Source organism: Paenibacillus rubinfantis (genome assembly GCF_001486505.1).
GTDB lineage: Bacteria > Bacillota > Bacilli > Paenibacillales > Paenibacillaceae > Fontibacillus > Fontibacillus rubinfantis.
This window is the reverse complement of the sequence record NZ_LN909066.1, coordinates 931,212-954,418: the sequence shown is the minus strand read 5'-3', so window position 1 is coordinate 954,418 and position 23,207 is coordinate 931,212. Positions and strand designations below refer to the sequence as shown.

General features: G+C 52.4%; 21 protein-coding genes and 2 tRNA genes. 19 read left to right on the top strand and 4 right to left on the bottom strand.

Annotated features, from left to right (window positions below):
- Nucleotides 1-68 precede the first annotated feature (68 nt).
- From rpmI to BN3277_RS21900, 7 genes are all read left to right on the top strand, one after another.
- Nucleotides 69-269, top strand: a complete 201-nt coding sequence (rpmI, locus tag BN3277_RS21930; RefSeq protein ID WP_059046389.1) for a 50S ribosomal protein L35 — start codon at nucleotides 69-71, stop codon at nucleotides 267-269.
- 43 nt (nucleotides 270-312) lie between these two features.
- Complete coding sequence (rplT, locus tag BN3277_RS21925; protein ID WP_059046387.1) at nucleotides 313-672, top strand: 50S ribosomal protein L20; 360 nt, start codon at nucleotides 313-315, stop codon at nucleotides 670-672.
- A 517-nt stretch (nucleotides 673-1,189) separates the two neighbouring features.
- Nucleotides 1,190-2,278: a BMP family lipoprotein gene (locus BN3277_RS21920; protein WP_059046386.1), complete on the top strand. Its 1,089-nt coding sequence runs from the start codon at nucleotides 1,190-1,192 to the stop codon at nucleotides 2,276-2,278.
- A gap of 127 nt (nucleotides 2,279-2,405) precedes the next feature.
- Nucleotides 2,406-3,944 (top strand): ABC transporter ATP-binding protein, encoded by a 1,539-nt coding sequence (locus BN3277_RS21915; protein ID WP_059046384.1) that lies wholly within the window; start codon nucleotides 2,406-2,408, stop codon nucleotides 3,942-3,944.
- Complete coding sequence (locus tag BN3277_RS21910) at nucleotides 3,937-5,010, top strand: ABC transporter permease (RefSeq protein WP_059046382.1); 1,074 nt, start codon at nucleotides 3,937-3,939, stop codon at nucleotides 5,008-5,010. The genes BN3277_RS21915 and BN3277_RS21910 overlap by 8 nt, the downstream gene beginning before the upstream one ends.
- Nucleotide 5,011: 1 nt before the next feature.
- A complete protein-coding gene (locus tag BN3277_RS21905) occupies nucleotides 5,012-5,971 on the top strand; it encodes an ABC transporter permease (protein WP_059046380.1) in 960 nt (319 codons plus the stop codon).
- A 216-nt stretch (nucleotides 5,972-6,187) separates the two neighbouring features.
- Nucleotides 6,188-6,502 (top strand): hypothetical protein, encoded by a 315-nt coding sequence (locus BN3277_RS21900; protein WP_059046377.1) that lies wholly within the window; start codon nucleotides 6,188-6,190, stop codon nucleotides 6,500-6,502.
- A gap of 6 nt (nucleotides 6,503-6,508) precedes the next feature.
- Here the strand turns inward: BN3277_RS21900 and BN3277_RS21895 are convergent, their stop codons facing one another.
- Entirely contained in the window at nucleotides 6,509-6,964 is a 456-nt protein-coding gene (locus BN3277_RS21895; protein WP_059046376.1) for a GNAT family N-acetyltransferase, read from the bottom strand.
- Nucleotides 6,965-7,660: 696 nt separating this feature from the next.
- Between BN3277_RS21895 and ilvB the strand changes: the two genes are divergently transcribed.
- The 7 genes from ilvB to BN3277_RS21860 all read left to right on the top strand — a co-directional run bounded on the left by ilvB (nucleotide 7,661) and on the right by BN3277_RS21860 (nucleotide 16,096).
- Complete coding sequence (gene ilvB, locus BN3277_RS21890; RefSeq protein WP_059046374.1) at nucleotides 7,661-9,406, top strand: biosynthetic-type acetolactate synthase large subunit; 1,746 nt, start codon at nucleotides 7,661-7,663, stop codon at nucleotides 9,404-9,406.
- Entirely contained in the window at nucleotides 9,403-9,891 is a 489-nt protein-coding gene (gene ilvN / locus BN3277_RS21885) for an acetolactate synthase small subunit (protein WP_187380111.1), read from the top strand. The genes ilvB and ilvN overlap by 4 nt, the downstream gene beginning before the upstream one ends.
- A 219-nt stretch (nucleotides 9,892-10,110) precedes the next feature.
- On the top strand, nucleotides 10,111-11,103 hold the full coding sequence (gene ilvC / locus BN3277_RS21880; protein WP_059046372.1) for a ketol-acid reductoisomerase: 993 nt from the start codon (nucleotides 10,111-10,113) through the stop codon (nucleotides 11,101-11,103).
- Nucleotides 11,104-11,213: 110 nt separating this feature from the next.
- A complete protein-coding gene (locus tag BN3277_RS21875) occupies nucleotides 11,214-12,746 on the top strand; it encodes a 2-isopropylmalate synthase (protein ID WP_059046371.1) in 1,533 nt (510 codons plus the stop codon).
- A 167-nt stretch (nucleotides 12,747-12,913) separates the two neighbouring features.
- Nucleotides 12,914-13,993, top strand: coding sequence for a 3-isopropylmalate dehydrogenase (gene leuB, locus BN3277_RS21870; RefSeq protein ID WP_059046369.1), 1,080 nt, complete (start codon nucleotides 12,914-12,916; stop codon nucleotides 13,991-13,993).
- Nucleotides 13,994-14,254: 261 nt separating this feature from the next.
- A complete protein-coding gene (locus BN3277_RS21865) occupies nucleotides 14,255-14,659 on the top strand; it encodes a hypothetical protein (protein WP_059046367.1) in 405 nt (134 codons plus the stop codon).
- A gap of 330 nt (nucleotides 14,660-14,989) precedes the next feature.
- Nucleotides 14,990-16,096 (top strand): ATP-binding protein, encoded by a 1,107-nt coding sequence (locus tag BN3277_RS21860; protein WP_059046366.1) that lies wholly within the window; start codon nucleotides 14,990-14,992, stop codon nucleotides 16,094-16,096.
- 1 nt (nucleotide 16,097) lies between these two features.
- Here the strand turns inward: BN3277_RS21860 and BN3277_RS21855 are convergent, their stop codons facing one another.
- Genes BN3277_RS21855 through BN3277_RS21845 form a run of 3 tightly spaced genes read right to left on the bottom strand, consistent with a single transcriptional unit; the run spans nucleotide 16,098 to nucleotide 18,587 of the window.
- The gene (locus BN3277_RS21855) at nucleotides 16,098-16,280 is read right to left on the bottom strand and encodes a FeoB-associated Cys-rich membrane protein (protein WP_059046365.1); all 183 of its coding nucleotides are present in this window, start codon (nucleotides 16,278-16,280) and stop codon (nucleotides 16,098-16,100) included.
- A 46-nt stretch (nucleotides 16,281-16,326) separates the two neighbouring features.
- On the bottom strand, nucleotides 16,327-18,348 hold the full coding sequence (feoB, locus tag BN3277_RS21850) for a ferrous iron transport protein B (RefSeq protein ID WP_059046364.1): 2,022 nt from the start codon (nucleotides 18,346-18,348) through the stop codon (nucleotides 16,327-16,329).
- Nucleotides 18,345-18,587, bottom strand: a complete 243-nt coding sequence (locus BN3277_RS21845; RefSeq protein WP_059046363.1) for a FeoA family protein — start codon at nucleotides 18,585-18,587, stop codon at nucleotides 18,345-18,347. Before BN3277_RS21845 ends, feoB begins: the two co-directional genes overlap by 4 nt.
- A 285-nt stretch (nucleotides 18,588-18,872) precedes the next feature.
- Here BN3277_RS21845 and BN3277_RS21840 point away from each other — a divergent pair, with 285 nt between their 5' ends.
- The 5 genes from BN3277_RS21840 (at nucleotide 18,873) to BN3277_RS21820 (ending at nucleotide 23,131) form a co-directional block, all read left to right on the top strand.
- On the top strand, nucleotides 18,873-19,838 hold the full coding sequence (locus BN3277_RS21840; protein ID WP_059046362.1) for an aldolase catalytic domain-containing protein: 966 nt from the start codon (nucleotides 18,873-18,875) through the stop codon (nucleotides 19,836-19,838).
- Between the two features lie 139 nt (nucleotides 19,839-19,977).
- Nucleotides 19,978-22,080 carry a putative bifunctional diguanylate cyclase/phosphodiesterase gene (locus BN3277_RS21835; protein ID WP_082691551.1) on the top strand — a complete coding sequence of 701 codons (2,103 nt, stop codon included), beginning with the start codon at nucleotides 19,978-19,980 and terminating at the stop codon, nucleotides 22,078-22,080.
- Between the two features lie 111 nt (nucleotides 22,081-22,191).
- Nucleotides 22,192-22,265 (top strand) — tRNA-Pro (locus BN3277_RS21830).
- Between the two features lie 34 nt (nucleotides 22,266-22,299).
- A tRNA-Gly gene (locus BN3277_RS21825) sits at nucleotides 22,300-22,373 on the top strand.
- A 218-nt stretch (nucleotides 22,374-22,591) separates the two neighbouring features.
- Complete coding sequence (locus BN3277_RS21820) at nucleotides 22,592-23,131, top strand: DoxX family protein (protein WP_059046361.1); 540 nt, start codon at nucleotides 22,592-22,594, stop codon at nucleotides 23,129-23,131.
- The last annotated feature ends 76 nt before the right edge of the window (nucleotides 23,132-23,207 follow it).

The following is a 23,207-nucleotide window of genomic DNA, read 5'->3' as shown; positions in this document are numbered from 1 at the left end:
GATCGTTCCGTTAGCGGAATGACTCGGAAGAGAAGGCATACGTTCACAAACTTTGAGGGGGAAGTACAATGCCTAAAATGAAAACCCACAGCAGCCTGAAAGGCCGCTTCAAAATTACCGGATCCGGTAAAGTTAGACGTTACAAAGCGAACCGCAATCACTTGCTGTCCCATAAGTCGAAACGTGCAAAACGTGTTTTGGCCAACAGCCCTGTTGCTTACGCAGGTGACGTTAGCCGCATGAAGCAACAACTGGCAAACCTGAAGTAATTTCCGAGAAACAATTCACACAACTTATTGGGAGGTTTTTTAAATGGCAAGAGTAAAAGGCGGATTCGTCGTTCGTCGTCGTCATAAAAAAGTATTGAAACTGGCTAAAGGTTATTTTGGTTCGAAACACCGTATTTTCAAAACCGCTAACGAGCAAGTGATGAAATCCTTGCTGTACGCATACCGTGACCGTCGCACGAAAAAACGCGACTTCCGCAAATTGTGGATCGTGCGTATTAACGCAGCAGCTCGCATGAACGGTTTGTCCTACAGCAAAATGATGCATGGTCTGAAATTGGCTGAAGTGAACATCAACCGCAAAATGCTGGCAGATCTCGCTGTTAACGATCTGAATGCTTTTAATTCTTTGGCTGCTGTAGCTAAAGAAAAAATCAACGCTTAAGTTCAAACGATGAAGGCGCTGTTTCCGGTTTGTACCGGGACGGCGCTTTTTTTGGGGATGCAAGGGCACCCCGCCTACATAGGTAAAGCCGAGATAGCCCAGCCAAAGGACGCTTTAACTACAAATGAGCTGGAATTTCGTGGATCTTCTGTCGAGCGTTTTGATTTGGCTTGGCAAGAAGATCTGCAGGGTAGGCATGGAAATGTTGAAAATTAGGAATGCTAGAAGTAAGCCGCACCACATGTCCGGATATCTATCTGACCCTGGGGAAACCCTGATGTTTTCGTGAGAGTCGCTTTCAAATGTTCGGAAATGGCTGTGTTTTAGGAAGAAGTTTACATGAAGCGAACATTGGATGATAAATATGTCGAAAGTAAGCGCTTTATTCAAAATAAAGGCGAAAATTATTTAACCCAGGGTTATTAAAAGTATGGATTTTAGCATATTTTACAGGTATAATCGGTCTGTGTGGTCAACTTAGACAAGGCTCACAAAATATTAAGGGGGATTAACCGCAATGAACAAAGCCTTCAAGCTATCTTTACTCATGGTGCTCGCATTTACTCTGATTTTGGCGGGATGCGGCAACAACAAAGCAGCGAACAACGGTGGAACTGCCAATACCGGCAACGCTGGAAACACTGCAGACAACACGCAAGCGGGTAACGGCGGAGACGCAGCAACCGATGCATCGAAGTTTAAGATCGGTCTCGTAACCGACGTAGGCGGCGTAAACGACAAATCCTTCAACCAATCCGCGTGGGAAGCACTCGAAGCGATGCACGAAGAGCAAGGCATCCAAAACAAATATCTGCAAAGTGCTCAAAGCTCCGACTATGTTCCAAACTTGAACCAATTCGTTCAAGGTGGCTATGACTTGACTTGGTCGATCGGTTTTGACCTTGGCGATGCAACCAAACAAGTTGCTGACGCGAATCCAAACGCGAAAATGGCGATCATCGATAACGTCGTTGACGCACCTAACGTAGAATCCGTCACGTTTGCCGAAAACGAAGGTTCCTTCCTGGTCGGCGTCGTAGCGGGTCTGACGACAAAAACAAACAAAATCGGCTTTATCGGCGGTGCCGAAAGCCCAGTTATCAAACGTTTTGAAGTAGGTTTCCAAGCAGGCGTCGCTGCGGTGAACCCGGACGCGAAAGTAACAGTTACTTATGCAGGTGCCTATGACAAGCCGGATATCGGTAAATCCCTGGCAACTCAATTGTTTAATGATGGCGCAGACATCATTTTCCCTGCAGCTGGTCAAACGGGGAACGGCGTATTTAACGAAGCAGCTGCTCGCAACCAAGCTGGCGGCGCAAACAAATTGTGGGTTATCGGCGTCGACAAAGACCAATCGCTTGAATTTGGTGATGAAGTAACGCTGACTTCCATGATGAAACGCGTTGACGTTGCTGTTAAGAACGTAACCCAACAAGTGATTGACGGTACGTTCAAAGGTGGTCAAGTAACCAACCTGACGCTGAAAGAAGACGGCGTAGGCTTGCCGGAAGAAAATCCAAACCTGAGCCAAGAAATCTTGGATAAGGTTGAAGAATTCAAGCAAAAAATCGTAAACGGCGAAGTTACGGTTCCTGCGGAGTAATATCACAAGTAAACGCATTTACGTCCGTAGGGACAGTAGAATATAATAAAGTCATTCAAGCAGGCAAGGCCAGTGGATCAACTGGCCTTGTTGCTTGCGTTAATCCCATAATGGTGAGGGTGGTTTCATGAGCGCTGAAGCTCCCGTAGTCGAGTTGAAGCAAATCACAAAACGTTTTCCCGGTGTAGTCGCCAACGACTCCATCAGCCTAACCTTACGCAAGGGCGAAATTCATGCCCTGCTCGGCGAGAACGGTGCGGGCAAATCAACGTTGATGAACATTTTATTTGGTCTCTATCAGCCGGATGAAGGCTCGATTGAGATGAACGGCCAGCCGGTGACCATCGATAATCCCAACAAGGCGATTAAACTCGGTATCGGGATGGTGCACCAGCATTTTAAATTGGTACATCCTTTTACGGTTACCGAAAATATCATTCTTGGAATGGAACCGAAAAAGGGACTTAAAATCGACTATAAATCAGCGTCCGCCCAGGTGGCGAAACTGTCGGAACAGTATGGCCTTCAAGTTGACCCTAATGCGAAAATCCAGGATATTTCCGTCGGGATGCAACAGCGGGTCGAGATAATGAAGATTCTGTTCCGCGGCGCGGATATCCTTATATTTGACGAGCCGACCGCGGTGCTTACGCCTCAGGAAATCGAGGAATTGATGGCGATCATGAGACGGTTGGTGAAGGAAGGCAAATCCATCATTGTGATTACCCACAAGCTGAAGGAAATTATGGAGATTTCGGATCGAGTTACGATTATCCGTCGCGGCAAGGTCATCGATACCGTAGAGACCGCACAGACAAATCCGCAAGAATTGGCGGAGAAAATGGTCGGCCGCGGCGTCTCCTTCAAAGTGGATAAAGCGGAACCTCAAATTGGACAACCTGTTTTGCAGCTAAACGATTTGAAAGCAAAGGACAAGCATGGCATCCATGTGCTGAACGGGCTGAACCTCGAGGTGCGTGCCGGAGAAATCGTTGGCATCGCCGGGGTGGATGGCAACGGTCAGAGCGAGCTGATCGAAGCGATCACCGGGCTGCGCAAAATTGAATCCGGGTCGATCCGGCTGTCGGGCAAGGACATCACCAATCTGCCGGCGCGGAAAATTATCGAAAGCGGGTTGTCCCATATTCCGGAGGACCGTCACAAGCATGGACTGGTGCTGGATTTCTCCATCAGCGAAAACATGGTGCTGGAGACATACTACCAAGCGCCATACAGCAGGGGAGGTCTGCTAAACCAGCGGGCGATCGACGAGCATGCCAAGCAATTGGTTGAAGCGTTTGACGTGCGTACGCCAAGCGTGGAAACAACGGCGCGTTCCTTGTCCGGGGGGAACCAGCAGAAGGCGATTATTGCGCGGGAAATAGACAAGAACCCGGACCTGCTGATCGCGGCCCAACCGACGCGGGGGCTGGATGTCGGGGCGATCGAGTTCGTTCATAAGCAGCTGATCGAGCAGCGTGACCAAGGCAAAGCGGTTTTGCTGATTTCTTTTGAGCTGGACGAAATTATGAACGTGTCCGATCGGATTGCCGTCATTTACGAAGGACGGATCGTCGGGGAAGTTCTGCCGCGGGAAACCAACGATCAAGAGCTTGGCCTAATGATGGCGGGCAGCCTGGAACGGGGAGGTCAAAGCGTTGGATAAATTGCGAAAAATATTTACATTAGACAGCGTCATTCTTCCGCTGGTTGCTATCGTGCTTGGCTTGTTGGTTGGTGCGGTTGTCATGCTGATCGGGGGATACAATCCGATTGTGGCCTACAGCGCGCTTCTGCAGCGCGTCGTAGGGAACCCGTATGACTTCGGCGAAACGATTCGCCAAGTCACGCCGTTGATGTTTACAGGTTTGGCTGTGGCTTTTGCCTTCCGTTCTGGGATGTTTAACATCGGTGCGGACGGACAGGTTCTGATTGGCATGACGGCGGCAACCGCGGTATCGCTGTCGTTCTCAGGGTTGCCGTCCGGCATTCTGGTTCCTCTGGCGGTTATTGCCGGGGGGATCGGAGGCGGACTTTGGGCGGGGGTCGCTGGCTACCTGAAGGCTAAACGGGGCATCAACGAAGTTATTACGACGATCATGCTGAACTGGACGGCGTTGTATTTGTCCAATTACGTTATCCGTAATTTTTATCTGCTGAAAGGCCAAAACCGTTCGGAAGACATCGCAGCATCTGCGTCGATGACCTTCCTGAACGATGTGTTTAATAATGCCCGGATCCACTGGGGAACGGTTATCGCGCTTCTGACGGCGGTATTCTTCTTTGTTTACCTCTGGAAAACGAAACAAGGTTATGAAATGCGTTCTGTTGGTTTGAACCCCAATGCGGCGGAATACGCCGGGATGAACGTAAGCCGCAACATCGTCAAAGCGATGTTCATCAGCGGCGTGTTTGCCGGCCTGGCCGGGACCTTCGAGGTGCTGGGCGTATTCCATTACCAATCGGTCTTTGCGGCTTCTCCGGGGTACGGCTTTGACGGCATCGCCGTCGCGCTGCTCGGGATGAACCATCCGTTTGGCGTGGTGCTGGGATCGATTCTTTACGGCGTGCTGACATACGGCTCGGCCGGGATGAGCTTCAGCGCCGGAGTACCTCCGGAGCTGATTAAGATCGTAATCGGCTCGATCATATTCTTCATTGCCGCTCAGGGCATCGTAAGAATCGTGCTAAAGCCCTTTTACCTGAAGCGCAAGAAAGAGAAGGTGTCGTAAGATGGACGTACTTACACTGCTTGGTCAATTGCTGAACTCCACCCTCGTATTTTCGACGGCGTTGATCTTCACGGCGCTTGGCGGCATTTTCTCCGAACGTTCCGGCGTCGTCAACATTGGCTTGGAAGGGTTAATGATCTTTGGTGCATTTGCTGCCGGCGTAGGGACTTATTATGCCCAAGAAGCAGGCATGGGGGCCTTCTCGCCATGGGTTGGGGTTATCGCTGCCATGGTGATGGGGGCGATTGGTGCTTTAATCCACGCGGTCGCTACGATCACGTTTAAGGCGGACCAGACGATCAGCGGGATCGTTATCAACTTCCTGGCTGCCGGATTGACGGTATACATCGTTAAACTGTTGTTCGAAGGGGCGGCCGAAACGCCGCTTGTCAATGTGTTTCATAAGGTCCCAATCCCCGTACTGCGTGATATTCCGATCATCGGGGAGGGTTTCTTCAACTCGTATCCAACAACCTATCTGGCGTTGATCCTCGTCGTAGTCATCTACTTCGTGCTGTTTAAGACGCCATTTGGCTTGCGCCTGCGTTCCGTCGGCGAACATCCAAGCGCGGCGGACACGCTGGGTGTGAACGTGACAAAAATGCGGTACATCGGGGTACTCCTCAGCGGCGTGCTTGGAGGAATCGGCGGTGCAACCATTACGCTGACGACGACCAGTACGTTTGCCCATAATACGATTTCTGGACAGGGCTTTATTGCCATCGCAGCGATGATTTTCGGGAAATGGAACCCGCTTGGCGCGTTTGGCGCGGCGATGTTCTTTGGGTTCTCGCAGGCGATTCGGAACTACGTGCAGTTGTTCGATTGGTCGAGAAGTATACCGCAAGAGTTTATTTTCATGATCCCTTACGTATTGACGATTATCGTCCTCGTTGGTGCGGTGGGGCGTTCCTCGGCACCGTCGGCTTTGGGGACGCCATACGATCCAGGGAAACGTTAAGATTCATGCAAACAAGGATGTTGCCATCGGCAGCATCCTTTTTTTGCTTTGCGGAAAGAGGGCAAGAGCCCGTTTTTATCGGCAGTCAAGGCGATGGTGCAAGCAAGGGAGGGGACGAGTGAATAGGTTAGGGGTGAACACAAAATAGCCGAGTCAAACGGTTCGGCCAGAGCGGTTTTCGCGGCTATAGGATCTAACCTGACAGGAGGAATTCGGATGGGCAGAACGGTTACGAGAAAAGAAGCCGAGAAATGGCTGGGCAAACAGGTCGCGGCTTATAAAAAAGACGGTACGGTGGTCACGGGCAAACTGGTAAAAATCAGCGGCAATCGCTTGATTCTTCGCCAAGCCCCCGGCAAAAAAGTCAGAACCAAAGCGTTAATCCCGCTGGTGTTGTTTGATCTGTTGGCAATTGGCACCGCACCTTACGCCTTTGGCGGGGTTCCCTACGGCGGAGTTCCGTATGGCGGCGTTCCCTACGGTGGAGTTCCCTACGGCGGCGGTTATCCTCCCTCCCCGTATTTTTGGTAAGCGGGTTTAACTGCGGCTGGGCAGCCTTTTTTCCAGCTCATAGCATTGGGACAACGGGACGTATCGCAGCGTCCGGTATCCCAATTTACGGTAAAATAGGTGGGCTCGGGTATTATCCCGGTCCACCATTACTTTTGCCCGCTGACAGCCCCGGGAGGCAGCAAAGTTCTCAGCGTGGGCCATCAGCGTTTTGCCATGCCGCTGCCGCTGGTGTGCCGCGGATACAGCCATCATGTCAATATATAACAAATCCCCGTGAATAAGAAAGTGAATAAAGGCGATGAGATCCGCTTCGTAGGTGGGCGAAGCGACCAGTGAGATGCCGCGCGTCAGCCGACCCGGGAGATCCTTGATGACGGCATCGATGTCCTGAGGAGGCATATGGGAGAAGGGGACAAGCTCCTTGCGGATCAATTCGTAGATGACCGGATCGTCCTGCTTGGGCCGTCTGTATCGAATCATGCGCGAATTTCCTCCTTACCGTGCATAATTTTGGGCGCTATCTTTTATCATATGAGAGGGAGGAGGGAAAGGGTTCCTGATGGAAACTTTAATTCTTTAGGGTATTGACTCGTGGTGTAAACTAATCATATAATGTTTCTAAACATTTTAAGACATATCTTGCAAACGGCAATGATGAGGACGAAGCTTTAAGGGCTCTTTGCTCAGAGAGTGGATGGATTTGCTGAGACCACCACCAAAATCCCTTAACTGCGAGCTCACCTCGGAGCTGTTTCCCTGAAAAGCTGCAAGCCATCCGCGGTGGCGCTTGCATACAAGGCTTAGTAGGGGGAATCGTCTGGTCCGCGTTACGGACCACGAGTAAGGCAGCTTAGGCTTTTACTCGTCAAGGCTTGGCACTGTGAGGTGCTGGGTAAAAATGGGTGGTACCACGGAGGATCAAACCTTTCGTCCCTCGGAACAGGAAACTGTTCCGGCGGGCGGAAGGTTTTTTTGTTTAATAAGAGTTTCAAAAGTCGGCTTTTCAGCACCGAGAAGGTTGGATGAAGCTAGGGAGGGAGTAGCGGAGCGTAGCCGGAGGCTACGTGAGCAACGGAGCGACCGGCTGAATTCAAGATTCGATGCCGAATCCGCTTCATGAGCTACAACGTGATCAAAAGTTGACTTTTAAACAACCTACGATAAGGAGGATGACTGATGAGCGCGCAAACTCCAGAAGTGCGGTCTACAGAACAATTACGAGAGAAATGGATGAAGCCGGAAGTCATTACAGGTTCCGATATCCTGCTTCGCAGCTTGCTTTTGGAAGGTGTCGAGTGCGTCTTTGGTTATCCGGGTGGAGCTGTGTTGTACATCTACGACGCGCTTTACGGATTTACCGATTTCCACCACCTGCTGACCCGACATGAGCAGGGCGCCATCCATGCGGCGGACGGGTACGCTCGGGCCACCGGCAAAGTCGGCGTATGTATCGCCACCTCCGGTCCAGGAGCAACCAACACGGTGACGGGGATCGCTACCGCGTTTATGGACTCCGTGCCGCTTGTTGTTATTACGGGGAACGTCGTATCCAGCCTGATCGGCACGGATGCGTTCCAAGAAGCCGATATTACCGGCATTACGATGCCGATTACAAAACACAGCTATCTCGTCCGGAACGTTGAGGATTTGCCGCGTATTATCCACGAGGCGTTCCACATTGCGAACACCGGACGGAAAGGACCGGTCCTGATCGATATTCCGAAGGACGTGTCTGCAAACAAGGCTTTGTTCGAACCGGTCCAAACCATCAACCTGCGCGGTTACAACCCGACGGTCGTGCCAAACCGGTTGCAGCTTGACAAGTTGGCCGCGGCGATTGAAGAAGCCGAACGTCCAGTCATCATTGCGGGAGGCGGCGTGGTTTACTCCGGCGGCCATGAACAGCTGTTCGAATTCGTGAACAAGACGCAAATCCCGATTACGACGACGTTGCTGGGCTTGGGCGCTTTCCCAAGCGGGCACGAGCTGTGGATGGGCATGCCGGGAATGCACGGCACGTACACGGCCAACCAGTCGATCCAGCAATCCGATTTGCTGATCAACATCGGAGCGCGGTTTGACGACCGGGTGACCGGCAAGCTGGACGGATTTGCACCGCAAGCCAAAATCGTGCACATCGACATTGACCCGGCGGAAATCGGCAAGAACGTCCACGCCGATATTCCGATCGTAGGCGACGTCAAAACGGTGCTGGAGATGCTGAACCCGATCGTGTCTCGCGCGGATAAAGCCGATGCCTGGAGAGCGCATATCCAACGCTCCAAGGTCGAAAAGCCACTGAAGTACATCGATTCGGAGACCGTGCTGAAGCCGCAATGGGTGATCGAGCTGCTGAACGACACGACGGGCGGCGATGCGATCATCACGACCGACGTTGGCCAGCATCAAATGTGGACGGCGCAGTATTACAAGTTTAACCAGCCTCGTTCCTGGATTACTTCCGGTGGCCTCGGGACGATGGGCTTCGGATTCCCATCGGCCATCGGCGCACAAATGGGACATCCCGACCGGCTGGTCATCTCGATTAACGGCGACGGCGGTATGCAGATGTGTGCTCAGGAGCTGGCGATCTGCGCGATCAACAACATTCCGGTCAAAGTCGTGGTTATCAACAACCAGGTGCTTGGCATGGTACGCCAATGGCAGGAATTGATCTATGACAACCGCTACAGCCATATCAATCTCGAAGGCAGTCCGGATTTCGTCAAGCTGGCTGAAGCCTACGGCGTAAAAGGCCTGCGGGCAACGAACAAGGAAGAAGCGAGACGCGTATGGCAGGAAGCGCTCGATACGCCGGGACCGGTTCTGGTGGAATTCGTGGTCAGCAAAGAGGAAAACGTATATCCGATGGTTACCCAAGGTTCCACCATTGATCAAATGTTGATGGGGGACAGTGAATGATGATGAAAAACCATGCGATTTCCGTATTAGTGAACGACCAGCCGGGGGTTCTGCAGCGCGTGGCCGGCCTGTTCGGCCGGCGCGGCTACAATATCGAAAGCATCACCGTGGGGCAGTCCGAGGAAGCGGGCTTGTCCCGAATGATCATCGTCACGCAAGGCGATGACAAAACGTTGGAGCAAATCGAAAAGCAGCTGTACAAACTCATCGATGTCATTAAAGTCGTAAATCTCAGCTCCAGACCGATGGTCGCACGCGAGCTGGCTCTGATCAAAGTGAAGTCTGAACCGGCGGAGCGCCCGGAAATCATGGGCGTCGTTGAAACGTTCCGCGCCGCGGTTGTCGATATCGGCACGCACAGCATGATGGTTCAAGTCGTAGGCGATACCGAGAAAATCGATGCGATGATCGAGTTACTCCGCCCCTACGGCATCCGAGAGCTTTCCCGTACCGGCGTCACCGCCATGATTCGCGGAAACGCCTAAGCACCAAACGAATCCGTTACTCTGCCGCGATCCGCGGCTTCACCCCTCCGCCAGACGCCGGGCGGGTGTTTGAGGGGATCGATTCAGCCAAGATCCTGCTTTATCGCATCAAGGCGGCGGTCCGTTGAAACACCCGCTCGTCATAGGCGGAGGGAACCATACTTATACTAATCAAGGGCACAGCTTGACTGTCCCGCAAATCCTAGGAGGGCATAAGAAATGGCAGTTACTTTGTACTATGAACAAGATGCAGAACTCAGCGTATTGAAAGGAAAAACGATCGCGATCATCGGTTACGGCAGCCAAGGACATGCCCATGCGCAAAACCTGCGTGAAAGCGGACTGAATGTCGTCATCGGCCTGCGCGAAGGCAAATCCTTCAACAAAGCGAAGGAAGACGGTTTTGAGGTATTGTCCGTTGCGGAAGCGACCAAACGTGCAGATGTTGTGCAAATCCTGATGCCGGACGAAACCCAAGCTGCCGTCTACAACAGCGAAATCGCACCTAACCTGAAAAAGGGCGCCGCTTTGCTGTTCGCTCACGGCTTTAACGTGCACTTCGGACAAATCGTTCCTTCCCCGGACAACGACGTCTTGCTCGTCGCTCCGAAATCGCCGGGCCACATGGTTCGCCGCACATATGTGGAAGGCTTTGGCGTCCCTGGCTTGATCGCCATCCACCAGGATGCAACCGGTAAAGCCAAAGAGATCGGTCTCGCCTATGCGAAAGGGATCGGCTGTACGCGCGCAGGGGTAATCGAAACTTCGTTCCGTGAAGAAACCGAAACCGATTTGTTCGGCGAACAAGCTGTATTGTGCGGCGGCGTAACCGCCCTGATCAAAGCCGGCTTCGAAACGCTGGTGGAAGCGGGTTATGCTCCGGAAATGGCGTACTTCGAGTGCTTGCACGAAATGAAGCTGATCGTCGACTTGATCTATGAAGGTGGCATGGCGACGATGCGCGACTCCATCTCCAACACGGCGGAATACGGCGACTATGTAACGGGTCCTCGGATCGTAACCGAAGAAACGAAGAAAGCGATGAAAGAAGTGCTTTCCGATATCCAACAAGGGAAATTCGCCCGCGACTTCATCTTGGAGAACCAATCGAACCGCGCGTTCCTTACGGCTACTCGCCGCAACGAAGCGAACCATCCGATCGAAGTGGTCGGCAGAGAGCTTCGCGGCTTGATGCACTGGATCAAGAAATAAACGGTATACCCTCGTTAGGGGATAACGTAAGATTAGTAAAAGCCTGAATACCCAATGCGGCCGTGCCTATGCGTGAGCCGCATTGGAGCTTTTCGGAGGAGGTGCAAGACATGCGCAAAATCTACATTTTCGATACAACGCTACGGGATGGCGAGCAATCCCCTGGCGTGAACCTGAATACTCGCGAAAAGCTGGAGATCGCCTATCAGTTGGAGAAGCTGGGGGTGGACCGGATCGAAGCGGGCTTTCCTGCGGCTTCGCCGGGGGATTTGGCGGCCGTCAACGCTGTAGCGCGTGCAGTCAAGAAGTCGACGGTGATCGGTTTGTCGCGGTCGCGCACGCAGGATATTGATGCGGTGCGCGAAGCGCTGCAAGGGGCGGAGGATCCTTGCATCCATTTGTTCCTGGCCACCAGTCCAATCCACCGGAAATATAAATTGAAGATGGAGAAAGACCAGGTGCTGGAGACGGCGCAGGCCGCGCTGCGGTATGCAAGCAAGTATTTTTCAAAGATCGAATTCTCCTGTGAGGATGCCGGCCGAACCGAACTGGACTTCCTGTGCGAGATGACGGCGATGGCGATCCGCGAAGGCGCATCGGTGGTGAATATCCCGGATACGGTGGGGTATTTGTATCCTGAGGAATACGGTAATATCTTCCGCACGCTGAAGGAGAAGGTGCCCGGCATCGAGAAAATCCAGCTGAGCGCCCATTGCCATGATGATTTGGGCCTGGCTACGGCGAACTCGTTAGCGGCGATCCTGGGCGGTGCCGACCAAATCGAAGGGACGATCAACGGGATCGGGGAACGGGCCGGCAACACCGCGCTGGAAGAAGTAGCGCTGGCGCTGGAAACCCGGTTTGATTTCTTTGGTGCCAAGACCTCGCTGGAGCTGTCCGAAATCGCCCGTACGAGCCGGCTCGTCAGCCGCTTGACGGGCATGGTTGTACCGGGGAACAAGGCGATCGTTGGCGCGAACGCGTTTGCCCACGAGTCGGGGATCCACCAGGACGGCATGCTGAAGGAGAAAACCACCTACGAAATCATGTCGCCGGAAACGATTGGCCTCAAAGAGAGCAAATTGGTACTGGGGAAACACTCCGGTCGCCACGCTTTCCGCGAGAAGCTGGTCGATATGGGATACACGCTGGATGACGAGCGTTTGAACGAGGCTTTCGCCAAATTCAAGGCGCTTGCCGACAAGAAGAAGGAAGTCACCGACGAGGACCTGCTGGCGATCGTCGAGGAGAAACTGGTCGATACGCCGGAGGAATTCCGCCTCGAAACGATTTTTGTTTCTTACGGCAACGAAGCAACACCGGCGGCAAAGGTGCGGCTGGTCACCCTTGGCGGCGACATCATCGAGAAGGAAGCCGAAGGCAACGGGTCGGTTGACGCGATCTACAACGCGATTGACTTGGCTTCCGGCGAAGAGGTCAAGCTGGCCGATTATTCGATCAAATCGGTCAGCCACGGCAAGGATGCTCAAGGGGAAGTACATGTCGTACTGACCCAAAACGGGGTGTCCGTGCAGGGTCGCGGCGTCAGCACCGATATACTGGAAGCGAGCGCCCGCGCCTATGTGGATGCGCTCAACCGCTTGATCGAGAAGAGAAAGTCCAACGCTACGATTCGGGCGTAACCGAGCCGCGAGTGGGGGCAACAACGGAGCTGATTTTACAGCTCCGTTGTTTTTTTGCCGACTTATAGCTAATACCTATGACCTTAATAGATTCTATATCTTTGTTTATCCTAACCCGGTGTGTTACAACTGAAGAAGAGGATGTTCACGAAAGGGAGCTGGGAGTTATGGCAGAAGTCAAAAAAATCGCGGTGATCGCGGGCGACGGCATCGGACCGGAAGTGGTGGCCGAAGCGGAGAAAGTGCTGAAACGGACGGAAGAGCTGTTTGGATACCAATTTGAAACGGAGCATGCGTTGTTTGGCGGGATCGCCATCGACAGGAAAGGAACGCCGCTGCCTCAGGAGACGCTGGAGGTGTGCCAAAAGGCCGATGCCGTATTGCTTGGGGCCGTAGGCGGTCCGAAATGGGACAACAATCCAAAGGAACTGCGCCCGGAGACCGGATTGCTGGGCATCCGCAAAGCGCTGGGCTTGTTCTCGAATCTGCGTCCGGCGGTTGTGTTCGACTGCTTAAAGGATGCTTCGACGCTTAAACCGGAAGTGCTTGAAGGCACCGACCTCATCGTCGTACGTGAGCTGACCGGCGGCATTTATTTCGGCGAGAAATACCGCCGCGATACAGAGCACGGCCAAGAAGCCGTTGATACTTGCGCGTATAACGTCAGCGAAGTCGAGCGAATCGTGCGTCAGGCGTTTGAGATTGCTCAGAAGCGCCGCAAGAAGCTGGCATCCGTTGATAAGGCCAACGTGCTGGAGACCTCGCGTTTGTGGCGTGAAGTCGTTAACCGGGTCGCTCCGGAATATCCGGACGTTGAGCTGGAGCATGTTCTGGTCGACAACTGCGCGATGCAGCTGCTGCGCCGGCCTGCCAGCTTTGACGTGATCGTGACGGAGAATATGTTCGGCGACATTCTGAGTGACGAAGCGGCTATGCTGACCGGATCGATCGGCATGTTGTCCTCGGCTTCCCTGGGCGAAGGCAGCTTTGGTTTGTATGAACCCGTACACGGTTCGGCACCGGATATCGCCGGTCAGAACCTGGCGAACCCGATTGCTACCATCTTGTCCGTTGCGCTGATGTTCCGCATGACCTTCGGCTATGCGGATGCTGCCGACGCGATCGAAGCTGCTGTCGCTGACGTGCTGAATGCCGGACATCGCACGGGAGACATCGCCGTCGACAAGAGTAAGGCGGTTGGCACGAAGGAAATGGGCGATTTGATCGTTGCTGCAATGAAGAAATAATCTGCAGGAGACCGGAGAATTGACATTAAAATTGGCCGGTGTTACCATGTGAAAAGATAAGAAGATGGACCCCCTGTTTGAGCCCAGCTCAAATCGGGGGTTTTTTGCCCCGTGGTACGTCTGTAGGGAATGGCCGGTTACCAAGATTTACAATTGCTTCGCAGGAATTTGAAGCAAGCTTCACGAATAAATTATATGAAATCCCCGTCTGGAAGGGCTGGGAAGCGGTAATGAACCGAACGCGGGAAAGGGTGAAGGGGAATGAGTTTTTGCTGCGGAGCCAGCATGCTGGGAACAAAGGGGACTTTGAAGCATTATCGTACGCAGGTACATAATGTGCCCCTGCTATTTTGCCCGGTGTGCCATCGGGTTGAGGTTCATTATAAGGTGGAGAACGAATACGAAATTCTGGCGGAATACGCCCATGGCGACGGGGTTTCGGAGATCGATTTTCAGGATTTCGTAATGGAGGACGATGAGTCCATTTTCGGAAACTGCGTGAATCGGGAAGATGAAGATCCCTTAACGATCGTACAGAGTCAAATCGATATTTCGCTGGACCTCCTGTCTGTAGCCAAGCACATCGGCGATGAGAAATGGAGCGAGGAGCTCAAGAAACGGTTGGCGGTTATGAGCCGGCGTAGAGCCCGGCTTCAACACAAATAATAGTTAAAATTCGTAGAGATAGTCTTCCAGAAGGGAGGCTATTTTCACTTTTTTAGGACTATGGTAGTCGTTTTGCGCTCATCCACCTTTTTTCGACAGTATCTCTGATTGACGGTATTTGGAAAACTTGACTATGATTGAAACAGGTGGCTTTGGGCTTATCTGTTTGATTTTGTGGACAAGCATCGTTTCGCCTTTTGTGCGAAATCCGCCATAGATAGTAACAAAAAGCTGAGTAAAGCGTGCCGAGTCAGGGTAAGTTCTTCAAGGTAGTGATCGTATGTTGTCTTGTTAGGCAAGTACATCATTTCAGATAAGGGGGAACCAAACTTGTTGAGTGAATTTCAGGAGACACTGCTCCAGTCCGTCAAAGCATACCAATCAACCCAACTCGTTAAAAACAAGTATGAGAATGTACTCCAACACCTTGACAGCGGAATTATGTTATTAGACAGCGATGGGGTTCTGACCTTTATCAATGTTCAGATGGCCAAGCTGCTCGAAATGCCGCGCCAATCCCTGATCGGCTGTAATCTGCTGCAGATGCTGCGGCATCCACATCTTAACCAATTTAAGAAGCGCAAGATTCTGCGCATTTACCGGGAGACGATTTTTCATCGTAAAAAATACCATGAATTGATCGACGAATACGGCAGGCATTGGCTGATTACGGTCACGTATGGAGATCAGATGGACGGGGACTTTCTACTTAGCGTGAAAGATGTATCCGATTTCAAACGAATCGAACAGACGGCTTATCAGAATGACAAGCTGGCGATGCTTGGGAAAATCTCTGCGGCGATCGCGCATGAAATTCGTAACCCGCTTACAGCGATTCGCGGGTTCATTCAATTGCTGCGGCCCCATTTGCTGCAACTGGGCAAGGATGAGTATGCCCGGATTATTTTGACGGAAATCGACCGGGCCAACGACATCATTCATGAGTTTCTTAATTCCTCAAAGCCATCGGCCCCGCAGAAATCGACGGTCAGCGTTTCTTCCTTGCTCAAGGAGGTTGTCTTGCTGACGGAGAGCGAAGCGGTGATGAAGGGCTGTCAAATGATCCTTCACGAGCCTAAGGAGGAGCTGTTTGTTTCGATCGACGTCAAGCAAATCAAGCAGGTGCTGTTGAATATCATTAAGAACGCCATGGATGCCATCGCCGAGGTAGGGACCGATCATCAGGGAATTATCGATATCCGTGCGGAGATGGAGGGCAAATCGGTCAACATTTCGGTGCAGGATAACGGCGGCGGGATGGACAAAGGTTTGCTAAGCCGCTTGTTTGACCCGTTCTTTACGACAAAGGAGAAGGGAACCGGATTGGGATTGTCGGTAAGTTACCGGATTATCCGGAACCACCGGGGGAATATTTCCGTGGATAGCTTAAAAGGAGCGGGAACGATTTTTGTTATCTCGCTCCCGCTCGCCATATAGTTTATTCTTTTGAGCCCTTGGCCGAAGGAACCGAAGAGGACGCCGCGTAACTTCCGCAAGCCGCAGAACAGGATTTCTGCTGTGAGCAGGAGGCGCAGGCGCCTTTTTTGCTTTTCTTGAAGCCGCGGTACAACGCAAAGGCGGCGTAACCGAAAATGGCGGTGACGATAAAAATTTCGATCATAACGGGTGACTCCTTTCGTTGTTCGGAACTCAACTTTTAAGCCAAGCTAAAACCCAAGTTGCAGCCCAACTTGATATATCAAGAGGGATACGAGGTAAGCAAGCGACAACGAATACGCGATCGAAAAGAACGTCCATTTCCAAGAGGCCGTTTCCTTGCGAAGGACCCCCACCGTTGCGAGGCACGGGGTGTAGAGCAGGACGAAGGCCATAAAGCTGTAGGCCTGCAGCCCGGTGAAGGAAGCGGCGATTTGACCTTGCAGGCCGGCCATATCAGGCACATGATAAATGATGTTCATGGTCGACACCACGACCTCCTTGGCCATAAAGCCGGTGATGAGGGCCGCCCCGGATTGCCAGGTGCCAAACCCCAACGGCTGCAGGACCGACGAGAACAAGCCGCCAATTGCAGCGAGGAAGCTGTCATCCATGTTGTCTGCCACGCCGCCCGGACCAAGGTAGGTAAGCAGCCAGATCAGCACGGAACCGCCGAGAATGAAGGTACCGGCTTTGCGCAAGAAGCCTTTGCCTTTCTCCCAGGTGCTGCGGAACAGAGTGACGCTTTGCGGCATCCGGTAAGGCGGCAGCTCGACCATAAAGAAGGAGCGTTCGTTTTTGAACAGGAACAGCGAGAACACTTTGGCCAACCCAAGCGCCAGCACGATGCCGAGCATATAAAGGGAAAAGACGATTAGACCTTGCGATTCAGCGAAAAAGATACCGGCAAACAAAGCGTATACCGGCAGCCGCGCGGAGCAGGACATCAGCGGAATCAACAGCATGGTTAGCATCCGCTCCTTCGGCTGCTCGATGCTACGGGAAGCCATGATCGCCGGCACGTTGCAGCCAAAGCCCAAGATAAACGGGATTAACGCCTTCCCGTTTAAACCAACGATTTCCATCAATTTGTCCATCATGACGGTAATCCGTGCCATGTAACCGGAGTCTTCAATGAAGGAAATGATCAGGAACATGATGAAAATCTGCGGGATAAACACCAATACGCCGCCAACACCGCCGATGATGCCGTCGATGATCAGCGCATGCGTGAAGCCTGAAGCCCCGATGCCGATCAGCAGGCTCTCCACGCCGCTGGTGAGCGGCCCGGTCATGAACCCGTCGAGCAGGTCCGACAGCGGATTCCCCAGCCAGTCGAACGTCAACTGGAAGGTTAAAAACATAAAGGCCATAAACAACGGGATGCCGAGAATCGGATGCGTGACGATACGGTCGATGTGTTCGGTCATCGTATGAGGTTTCTTCTGGGAGGCATCCACGGCCTCATTGCAAATTTCCCGAATCCGCTCGAGGCGGACGGAACGGATATACGCTTCCGCGGAGGAAGCCGCACCGTTCGCAGCCAGCTTTGCTTCCGCTCTCGCCCGGATATCCTGCAACTTGTACTGGTTGGTCTGCGGCGGAAGCGAGGCGATAACCGCCGGGTTATCTTCCAACACCTGCAGTGCAAGCCAGCGTAAGGCCGGACGCCCTTCCTCCCAGCCTGCAGCTAGTTCTCGGGAGATGTCGTCGATAGCTCGTTCAATCGCCTCGCCGTAGTAGATTGTAAAGTGAGGTGCTTCCACCGCATCCGACTGCCGATGCTCGATCAACCGCAGCAGCTCCTTGCTGCCTTTGCCGGTGCGGGCAATGAGAGGAAGAACGGGAACGCCCAGCCGGGCCGCCAGCTTCTCCGGATCGACCTGAAGCCCGCTTGCCTTGGCAACATCGATCATATTGAGCCCAACGATAACCGGCTTTCCGTATTCGAGCAGCTGCAACGTTAAATACAAATTGCGCTCCAGATTTGAGGCGTCTACAATGTTGACTAGGACCGAGGGAGATTCAGTGGCCAGGTATTCCGCCGCAATGCCTTCGTCCCTGGATAGGGGATGAAGGGTATAGATCCCGGGCAGGTCGGTCAAATGACCGGTTTTCCCCCGCAATCGCCCGACTTTTTTCTCCACCGTCACACCGGCCCAGTTGCCGACATACTCGTAGGAGCTGGTTAAGGTATTAAACAGCGAGGTTTTTCCCGTATTGGGGTTGCCGATGAGGGCTGCATTGTTCATGAGACAGCCACCTCGATATGCGCCGCTTCTTTCTGACGAATACCTAGCAGTTGTCCGGCACATTCCAGCGTGATCGGGCCGCCCCACAGACAGTATCGCTTCACAACAACGCGAGTCCCCTCCCGAATTCCCAGATCAGCGAGGCGCCGTTTCAGGATGGGGTCCATATTTCCGATCTGCGTTATGGCGCAAGAGGTTCCGGGCTTTAATCCAAGCAGGCAGCTTTGGCAAGATGACATACGTTTTCCTCTCCTTATCCTTAATAAAATGAGAAGCTTGTATCATCGGGTAGGCAAGCCGAATCGGCTGCGTTTAGGTTTAGGTTGGATGCTTGTTATTGCTATTGAGAATCAATCTCAATTGGATTTAAATGTAATATATCATGCACGGTCGATCCATACTGTGATTAACTTCATATCAAAGTGGAAACTTCATATGATATCCATCGCGATTCAAAGATGACTTTTCGAACAACCTTTAGTAAGATGGATAGTAAACGAAAAGATGGAGAGGAATATGCCGGTATGAAAGCCAACCAATGCAAAATCGTCGATTGCACCATCCGTGATGGCGGACTGGTGAATAACTGGGACTTCAGCGTAGAATTTGTCCAAAAATTGTACGCGAGCCTAAATGAGGCGGGCGTGGATTATATGGAAATCGGCTACAAAAACTCGCCGAAGCTGCTGAAAGGCGCCGATGAGGCCGGTCCTTGGCGGTTTCTGGACGACGATTTCCTGCGCCGGGTGATTCCTCAAAAAGGTACGACAAAGCTGTCCGCACTGGTCGATATCGGTCGGGTGGACGAAAACGATATTTTGCCGCGCAGCGAAAGCTTGCTCGATTTGATTCGGGTCGCTTGCTACATTAAAGATGTGGACAAAGCCCTGCAGCTGGTCCAATTGTTCCACGATCGCGGCTACGAGACGACGCTGAACATCATGGCGCTGTCCAACGTGATGGAGAACGAGCTGTTGGAAGCCTTTGAGATGATCAAGGAGAGCGTTGTTGACGTTGTGTATATCGTCGATTCGTACGGAAGTCTCGATTATAAAGATATGGAGTATCTGGTCAATAAGTTCAAAACCCATTTGCCGAATAAACGGCTGGGCGTTCACACCCATAACAACATGCAGCTGGCGTTCTCCAATACGCTGGTCGCTGCCGACAATGGGGTAGAACTGCTGGATGCCTCCGTGTACGGGATGGGACGCGCAGCCGGCAACTGCCCGACCGAGCTGCTTGTGACCCATTTGAAGGGCACAAATTACAAGCTGCGCCCGGTTTTGGAGGCCTTGGAGGAGCTGCTGATCCCGCTTCGTGAGAAGGAGGAGTGGGGGTATCTGATTCCTTACATGATTACCGGGACGCTTGACGAGCATCCACGGTCCGCGATGGCTCTGCGGGCGTCGGAGGAGAAGGATAAAGTCGTCGATTTTTACGATAAACTGACGACCCCGGAAACGACGGTTCATCGCTCGAAAAAATAAGATTATCCCGCCCGGCGCCTTGCGTCCGGGCTTCTTTTTTTCCTCGACAAATTTGGGAAAAAGGCAGGAAATAAGCGGAATATGTTGAATTAGTAGTTTCATGACGAAGACTGAACTTACCTCCGGAGGTTGATACGCATTGAGGATTAGGACAGAGGAACAAACGACTATCATCCAAGGGGTAATCGGATTGGCGGCCATGGTTGGGGTGGTCCGGCTGTCGGCATGGAACGGGTTCCCTCCGGGGATGGACGCAGTCTTTCAAACCCTGCATCTCCTGGCCGGGTTAATGTGCCTGGCCGTTTCGTTTGCAATCTTTGCACAGGGATGGATTCTGTTCATCGACAAACTTTCCAAGCAGCGGCTGTATACGGCCGTTTTATTTGCAATGATCGGGATATTGGATATCCTGTACGCCGCTTCGCACGGTGATATCCAGCTGCTTGGCTTCGAACCTGGCGGAACGCTAGCGTCTTGGTTTTTGGTGATCTCGCATTTGCTGGGGGCTTTAGGGATGCCGCGCATTTTCGCGTCGCAGGACCATCAGATCTTAGGACACCAAAAAATCGCCATGTTTGCGGGCGTTGGCCTGTTGACCCTAGTGGGGCTGCTGGTGTTCAATCGTTATCAAGGCAGCCTGCCGTCGCTATTTGATCTGGAGCTGGGCCTGTTGATTATACGAGTGGGCATTCCGCTATTGTACATCCTCGCAGCCATCGCGATCTTGTATCGGCATCGTACGGAGCGGCCGCCGGCTATTATGACGGTGACCCGAGCGCTGTTGTTTATGGCGATGGGGCATGTGCTGATGACGTATTCTCCAGGGAATGCTGAGAATTTGGCGCAGGTGGTGGGCCAATGGTATATGGGCATCTCCTATTATATCGTATTAAAAGGCGTTTACCGGCTGACGATAGAAGAGCCGATGCGAGGCAAGCAGCTGGCGGAAGCCCAAATGAAGCATATGGCTTATCATGACGATCTGACCGGGCTACCGAATTTGCGGCAAATGAAAGAGCAGTTGGGCGAGCTGCTGGTATTTTCGCAGGCGAGCACCGGTGTGGCGGTGATCAATATCGACCGGTTTAAGGCGATCAATGACTCTCTGGGCTATAGCGCGGGAGACAAGCTGCTTACGGAGCTGGGAAGCCGTCTGTCGGCGTTAGGGGGGCCGCAGCAGCGGGTGTACCGGATGGGGGATGATGAATTCGCCGTGATTTTTTCGGAACTTTCGGATGAAGCGGCGGCTGAGATGCGGGCGAAGCAACTGCTGGCTTCCGTGGACCCGGCGGTGCTGATCGACGATACGGAATACCATATTTCCCTAAGTATGGGCTTGTCCATATTCCCGAATGATGGGGACTCGGTGAACCAGATGATTCAATGTGCAGACATGGCGGTTCACCATGCCAAGGAGCATGGCGTGGACTTTATGCGCTATCATGCGGCAATGAAGCAGCGCACCCAATCGAAGGTGGAGCTGGAGAACGATATGCGCAAGGCGCTGGAGCGGGAGGAATTTTTCCTGGAGTTTCAACCGCAGATCAGCTTGGATACGGGAAAAATGGTCGGGATGGAGGCCCTGGTTCGCTGGAACCATCCGAAGCGGGGGCTGCTGCCGCCCAGTGAATTTATTCCGCTGGCCGAAGAAAGCGGGCTCATCGTTCCCCTCGGCGAGTGGGTGCTTAAAACGGCTTGCCTGTACAACAAAAAATGGCAGATGGACGGTTTTGAGCCGGTGTGCGTATCCGTCAATTTATCGATGCGTCAGTTCCGCCAGTATAATTTAGCGGAGCACGTGGATGCGATCCTGCGCGAAGTGGGGTTGGAGCCGCGTTATCTGGAGCTCGAAGTGACGGAAAGCATGACGTACGATATTGAAACCGCGCTGGATCAACTCCACCGCCTGAAGCGTTTGGGGATACATATCAGTATCGATGATTTCGGCACGGGGTATAGTTCGCTTTATTATTTGAAAAGCCTGCCGATCGACCGTTTGAAGATCGACCGCGCTTTCGTCAAAGAGGTGATGTACGACGGGAACGACGCGGCGATTGTCTCTACCATCACCACAATGGCGCATCACTTAAAGCTGAAGGTGACGGCCGAAGGGGTGGAAAACGAGGAGCAGCTGGAATTCCTGAAGCTCCAGCGTTGCCATGAAGGACAAGGATATCTGTTTAGCAAGCCGGTGCCTGCCGGCGTGCTGGAAAGCGAGTTCCTTAGCCGGTTAGCCGGCTAAGGATTTTTTTTGAGCAGGTCCAGCTTGAATTATCAGAAATTCCCACTTGCTTCGCCTGTTGAAACGTGGTATATTAATTTTTGCCTTCCCAAAAAGGGCCTGCATTTACATCGGGACGTAGCTCAGCTTGGTAGAGCACCTGGTTTGGGACCAGGGGGTCGCATGTTCGAATCGTGTCGTCCCGATCTTTTCTTGTTTTTAAACGATTGCAGGTACCGTGCGGGTGTAGTTCAATGGTAGAACTCCAGCCTTCCAAGCTGGTAGCGTGGGTTCGATTCCCATCACCCGCTCCATTATGTCATCGCGAAATCCTTACTTCGGTAAGGATTTTTTTGTGTTATCGGGGGATTTTCACCGTCATCTCTTAAAATTTAAATACACAATTTTTAATAATTGTGATTTAAATCACATATTAAGTGAAAAATATCACATATAATAAAGACATCAAAGATGATCATCCAAAAAACAAAAACAAAAACAAAAACAAAGATAAATCAAAGGAGTGGTTCTTATGTTTAACAATTTCCTCAGAACAAACAAAGTAGCAATGTGGCTCTTGACCGTCATCCGCGTTTACCTCGGCTATCAATGGATCGAAGCCGGCTATCATAAACTCACCGGCGGCTTCGATGCCGCGGGCTTCTTGAACGGAGCGATCGCAAACAGCGCCGGCGACCATCCGGCGGTGCAAGGCTGGTGGGCCACCTTCCTGCAACACTTTGCCCTGCCGAACGTCGACCTCTTTAACGTCCTGGTACCTTACGGCGAATTCCTGGTTGGCCTGGGTCTCATCCTCGGTACCTTCACCACCTTCGCCGCACTGATGGGCTTCGTGATGAACGCCGCGTTCCTCTTCTCGGGTACGGTGAGCACCAACGCGCAAATGTTGATCCTGGAAGTGCTGGTCATCGTCGCTGCAGCCAACGCCGGTAAAATCGGCCTCGACTACTACGTCATGCCTTACCTTCGCAAGCTGTTCCACAAGAAAGACGATGCCGGAACGCAAACCCCGGCGCCAAAACAACCGCTGAACGTCAAACGCACAGCGTAACGAATGGGAACTAAGCAGAAGGGCTCTCTTATTAGAGGGCTCTTCTTTTTCTTATTAATATATGACATTGTAATGT

What these genes read in the sequence shown, in the direction of transcription:
- BN3277_RS21900 (WP_059046377.1), top strand. Translation starts at nt 6,188, where the DNA reads ATGGGCAGAACGGTTACGAGAAAAGAAGCCGAGAAATGGCTGGGCAAA.
- ilvB (WP_059046374.1), top strand. Translation starts at nt 7,661, where the DNA reads ATGAGCGCGCAAACTCCAGAAGTGCGGTCTACAGAACAATTACGAGAG.
- BN3277_RS21915 (WP_059046384.1), top strand. Translation starts at nt 2,406, where the DNA reads ATGAGCGCTGAAGCTCCCGTAGTCGAGTTGAAGCAAATCACAAAACGT.
- leuB (WP_059046369.1), top strand. Translation starts at nt 12,914, where the DNA reads ATGGCAGAAGTCAAAAAAATCGCGGTGATCGCGGGCGACGGCATCGGA.
- BN3277_RS21895 (WP_059046376.1), bottom strand. Translation starts at nt 6,964, where the DNA reads ATGATTCGATACAGACGGCCCAAGCAGGACGATCCGGTCATCTACGAA.
- BN3277_RS21840 (WP_059046362.1), top strand. Translation starts at nt 18,873, where the DNA reads ATGAAAGCCAACCAATGCAAAATCGTCGATTGCACCATCCGTGATGGC.
- BN3277_RS21845 (WP_059046363.1), bottom strand. Translation starts at nt 18,587, where the DNA reads ATGTCATCTTGCCAAAGCTGCCTGCTTGGATTAAAGCCCGGAACCTCT.
- BN3277_RS21875 (WP_059046371.1), top strand. Translation starts at nt 11,214, where the DNA reads ATGCGCAAAATCTACATTTTCGATACAACGCTACGGGATGGCGAGCAA.
- BN3277_RS21920 (WP_059046386.1), top strand. Translation starts at nt 1,190, where the DNA reads ATGAACAAAGCCTTCAAGCTATCTTTACTCATGGTGCTCGCATTTACT.
- ilvC (WP_059046372.1), top strand. Translation starts at nt 10,111, where the DNA reads ATGGCAGTTACTTTGTACTATGAACAAGATGCAGAACTCAGCGTATTG.
- feoB (WP_059046364.1), bottom strand. Translation starts at nt 18,348, where the DNA reads ATGAACAATGCAGCCCTCATCGGCAACCCCAATACGGGAAAAACCTCG.
- rpmI (WP_059046389.1), top strand. Translation starts at nt 69, where the DNA reads ATGCCTAAAATGAAAACCCACAGCAGCCTGAAAGGCCGCTTCAAAATT.
- BN3277_RS21855 (WP_059046365.1), bottom strand. Translation starts at nt 16,280, where the DNA reads ATGATCGAAATTTTTATCGTCACCGCCATTTTCGGTTACGCCGCCTTT.
- ilvN (WP_187380111.1), top strand. Translation starts at nt 9,403, where the DNA reads ATGATGATGAAAAACCATGCGATTTCCGTATTAGTGAACGACCAGCCG.
- BN3277_RS21820 (WP_059046361.1), top strand. Translation starts at nt 22,592, where the DNA reads ATGTTTAACAATTTCCTCAGAACAAACAAAGTAGCAATGTGGCTCTTG.
- rplT (WP_059046387.1), top strand. Translation starts at nt 313, where the DNA reads ATGGCAAGAGTAAAAGGCGGATTCGTCGTTCGTCGTCGTCATAAAAAA.
- BN3277_RS21905 (WP_059046380.1), top strand. Translation starts at nt 5,012, where the DNA reads ATGGACGTACTTACACTGCTTGGTCAATTGCTGAACTCCACCCTCGTA.
- BN3277_RS21865 (WP_059046367.1), top strand. Translation starts at nt 14,255, where the DNA reads ATGAGTTTTTGCTGCGGAGCCAGCATGCTGGGAACAAAGGGGACTTTG.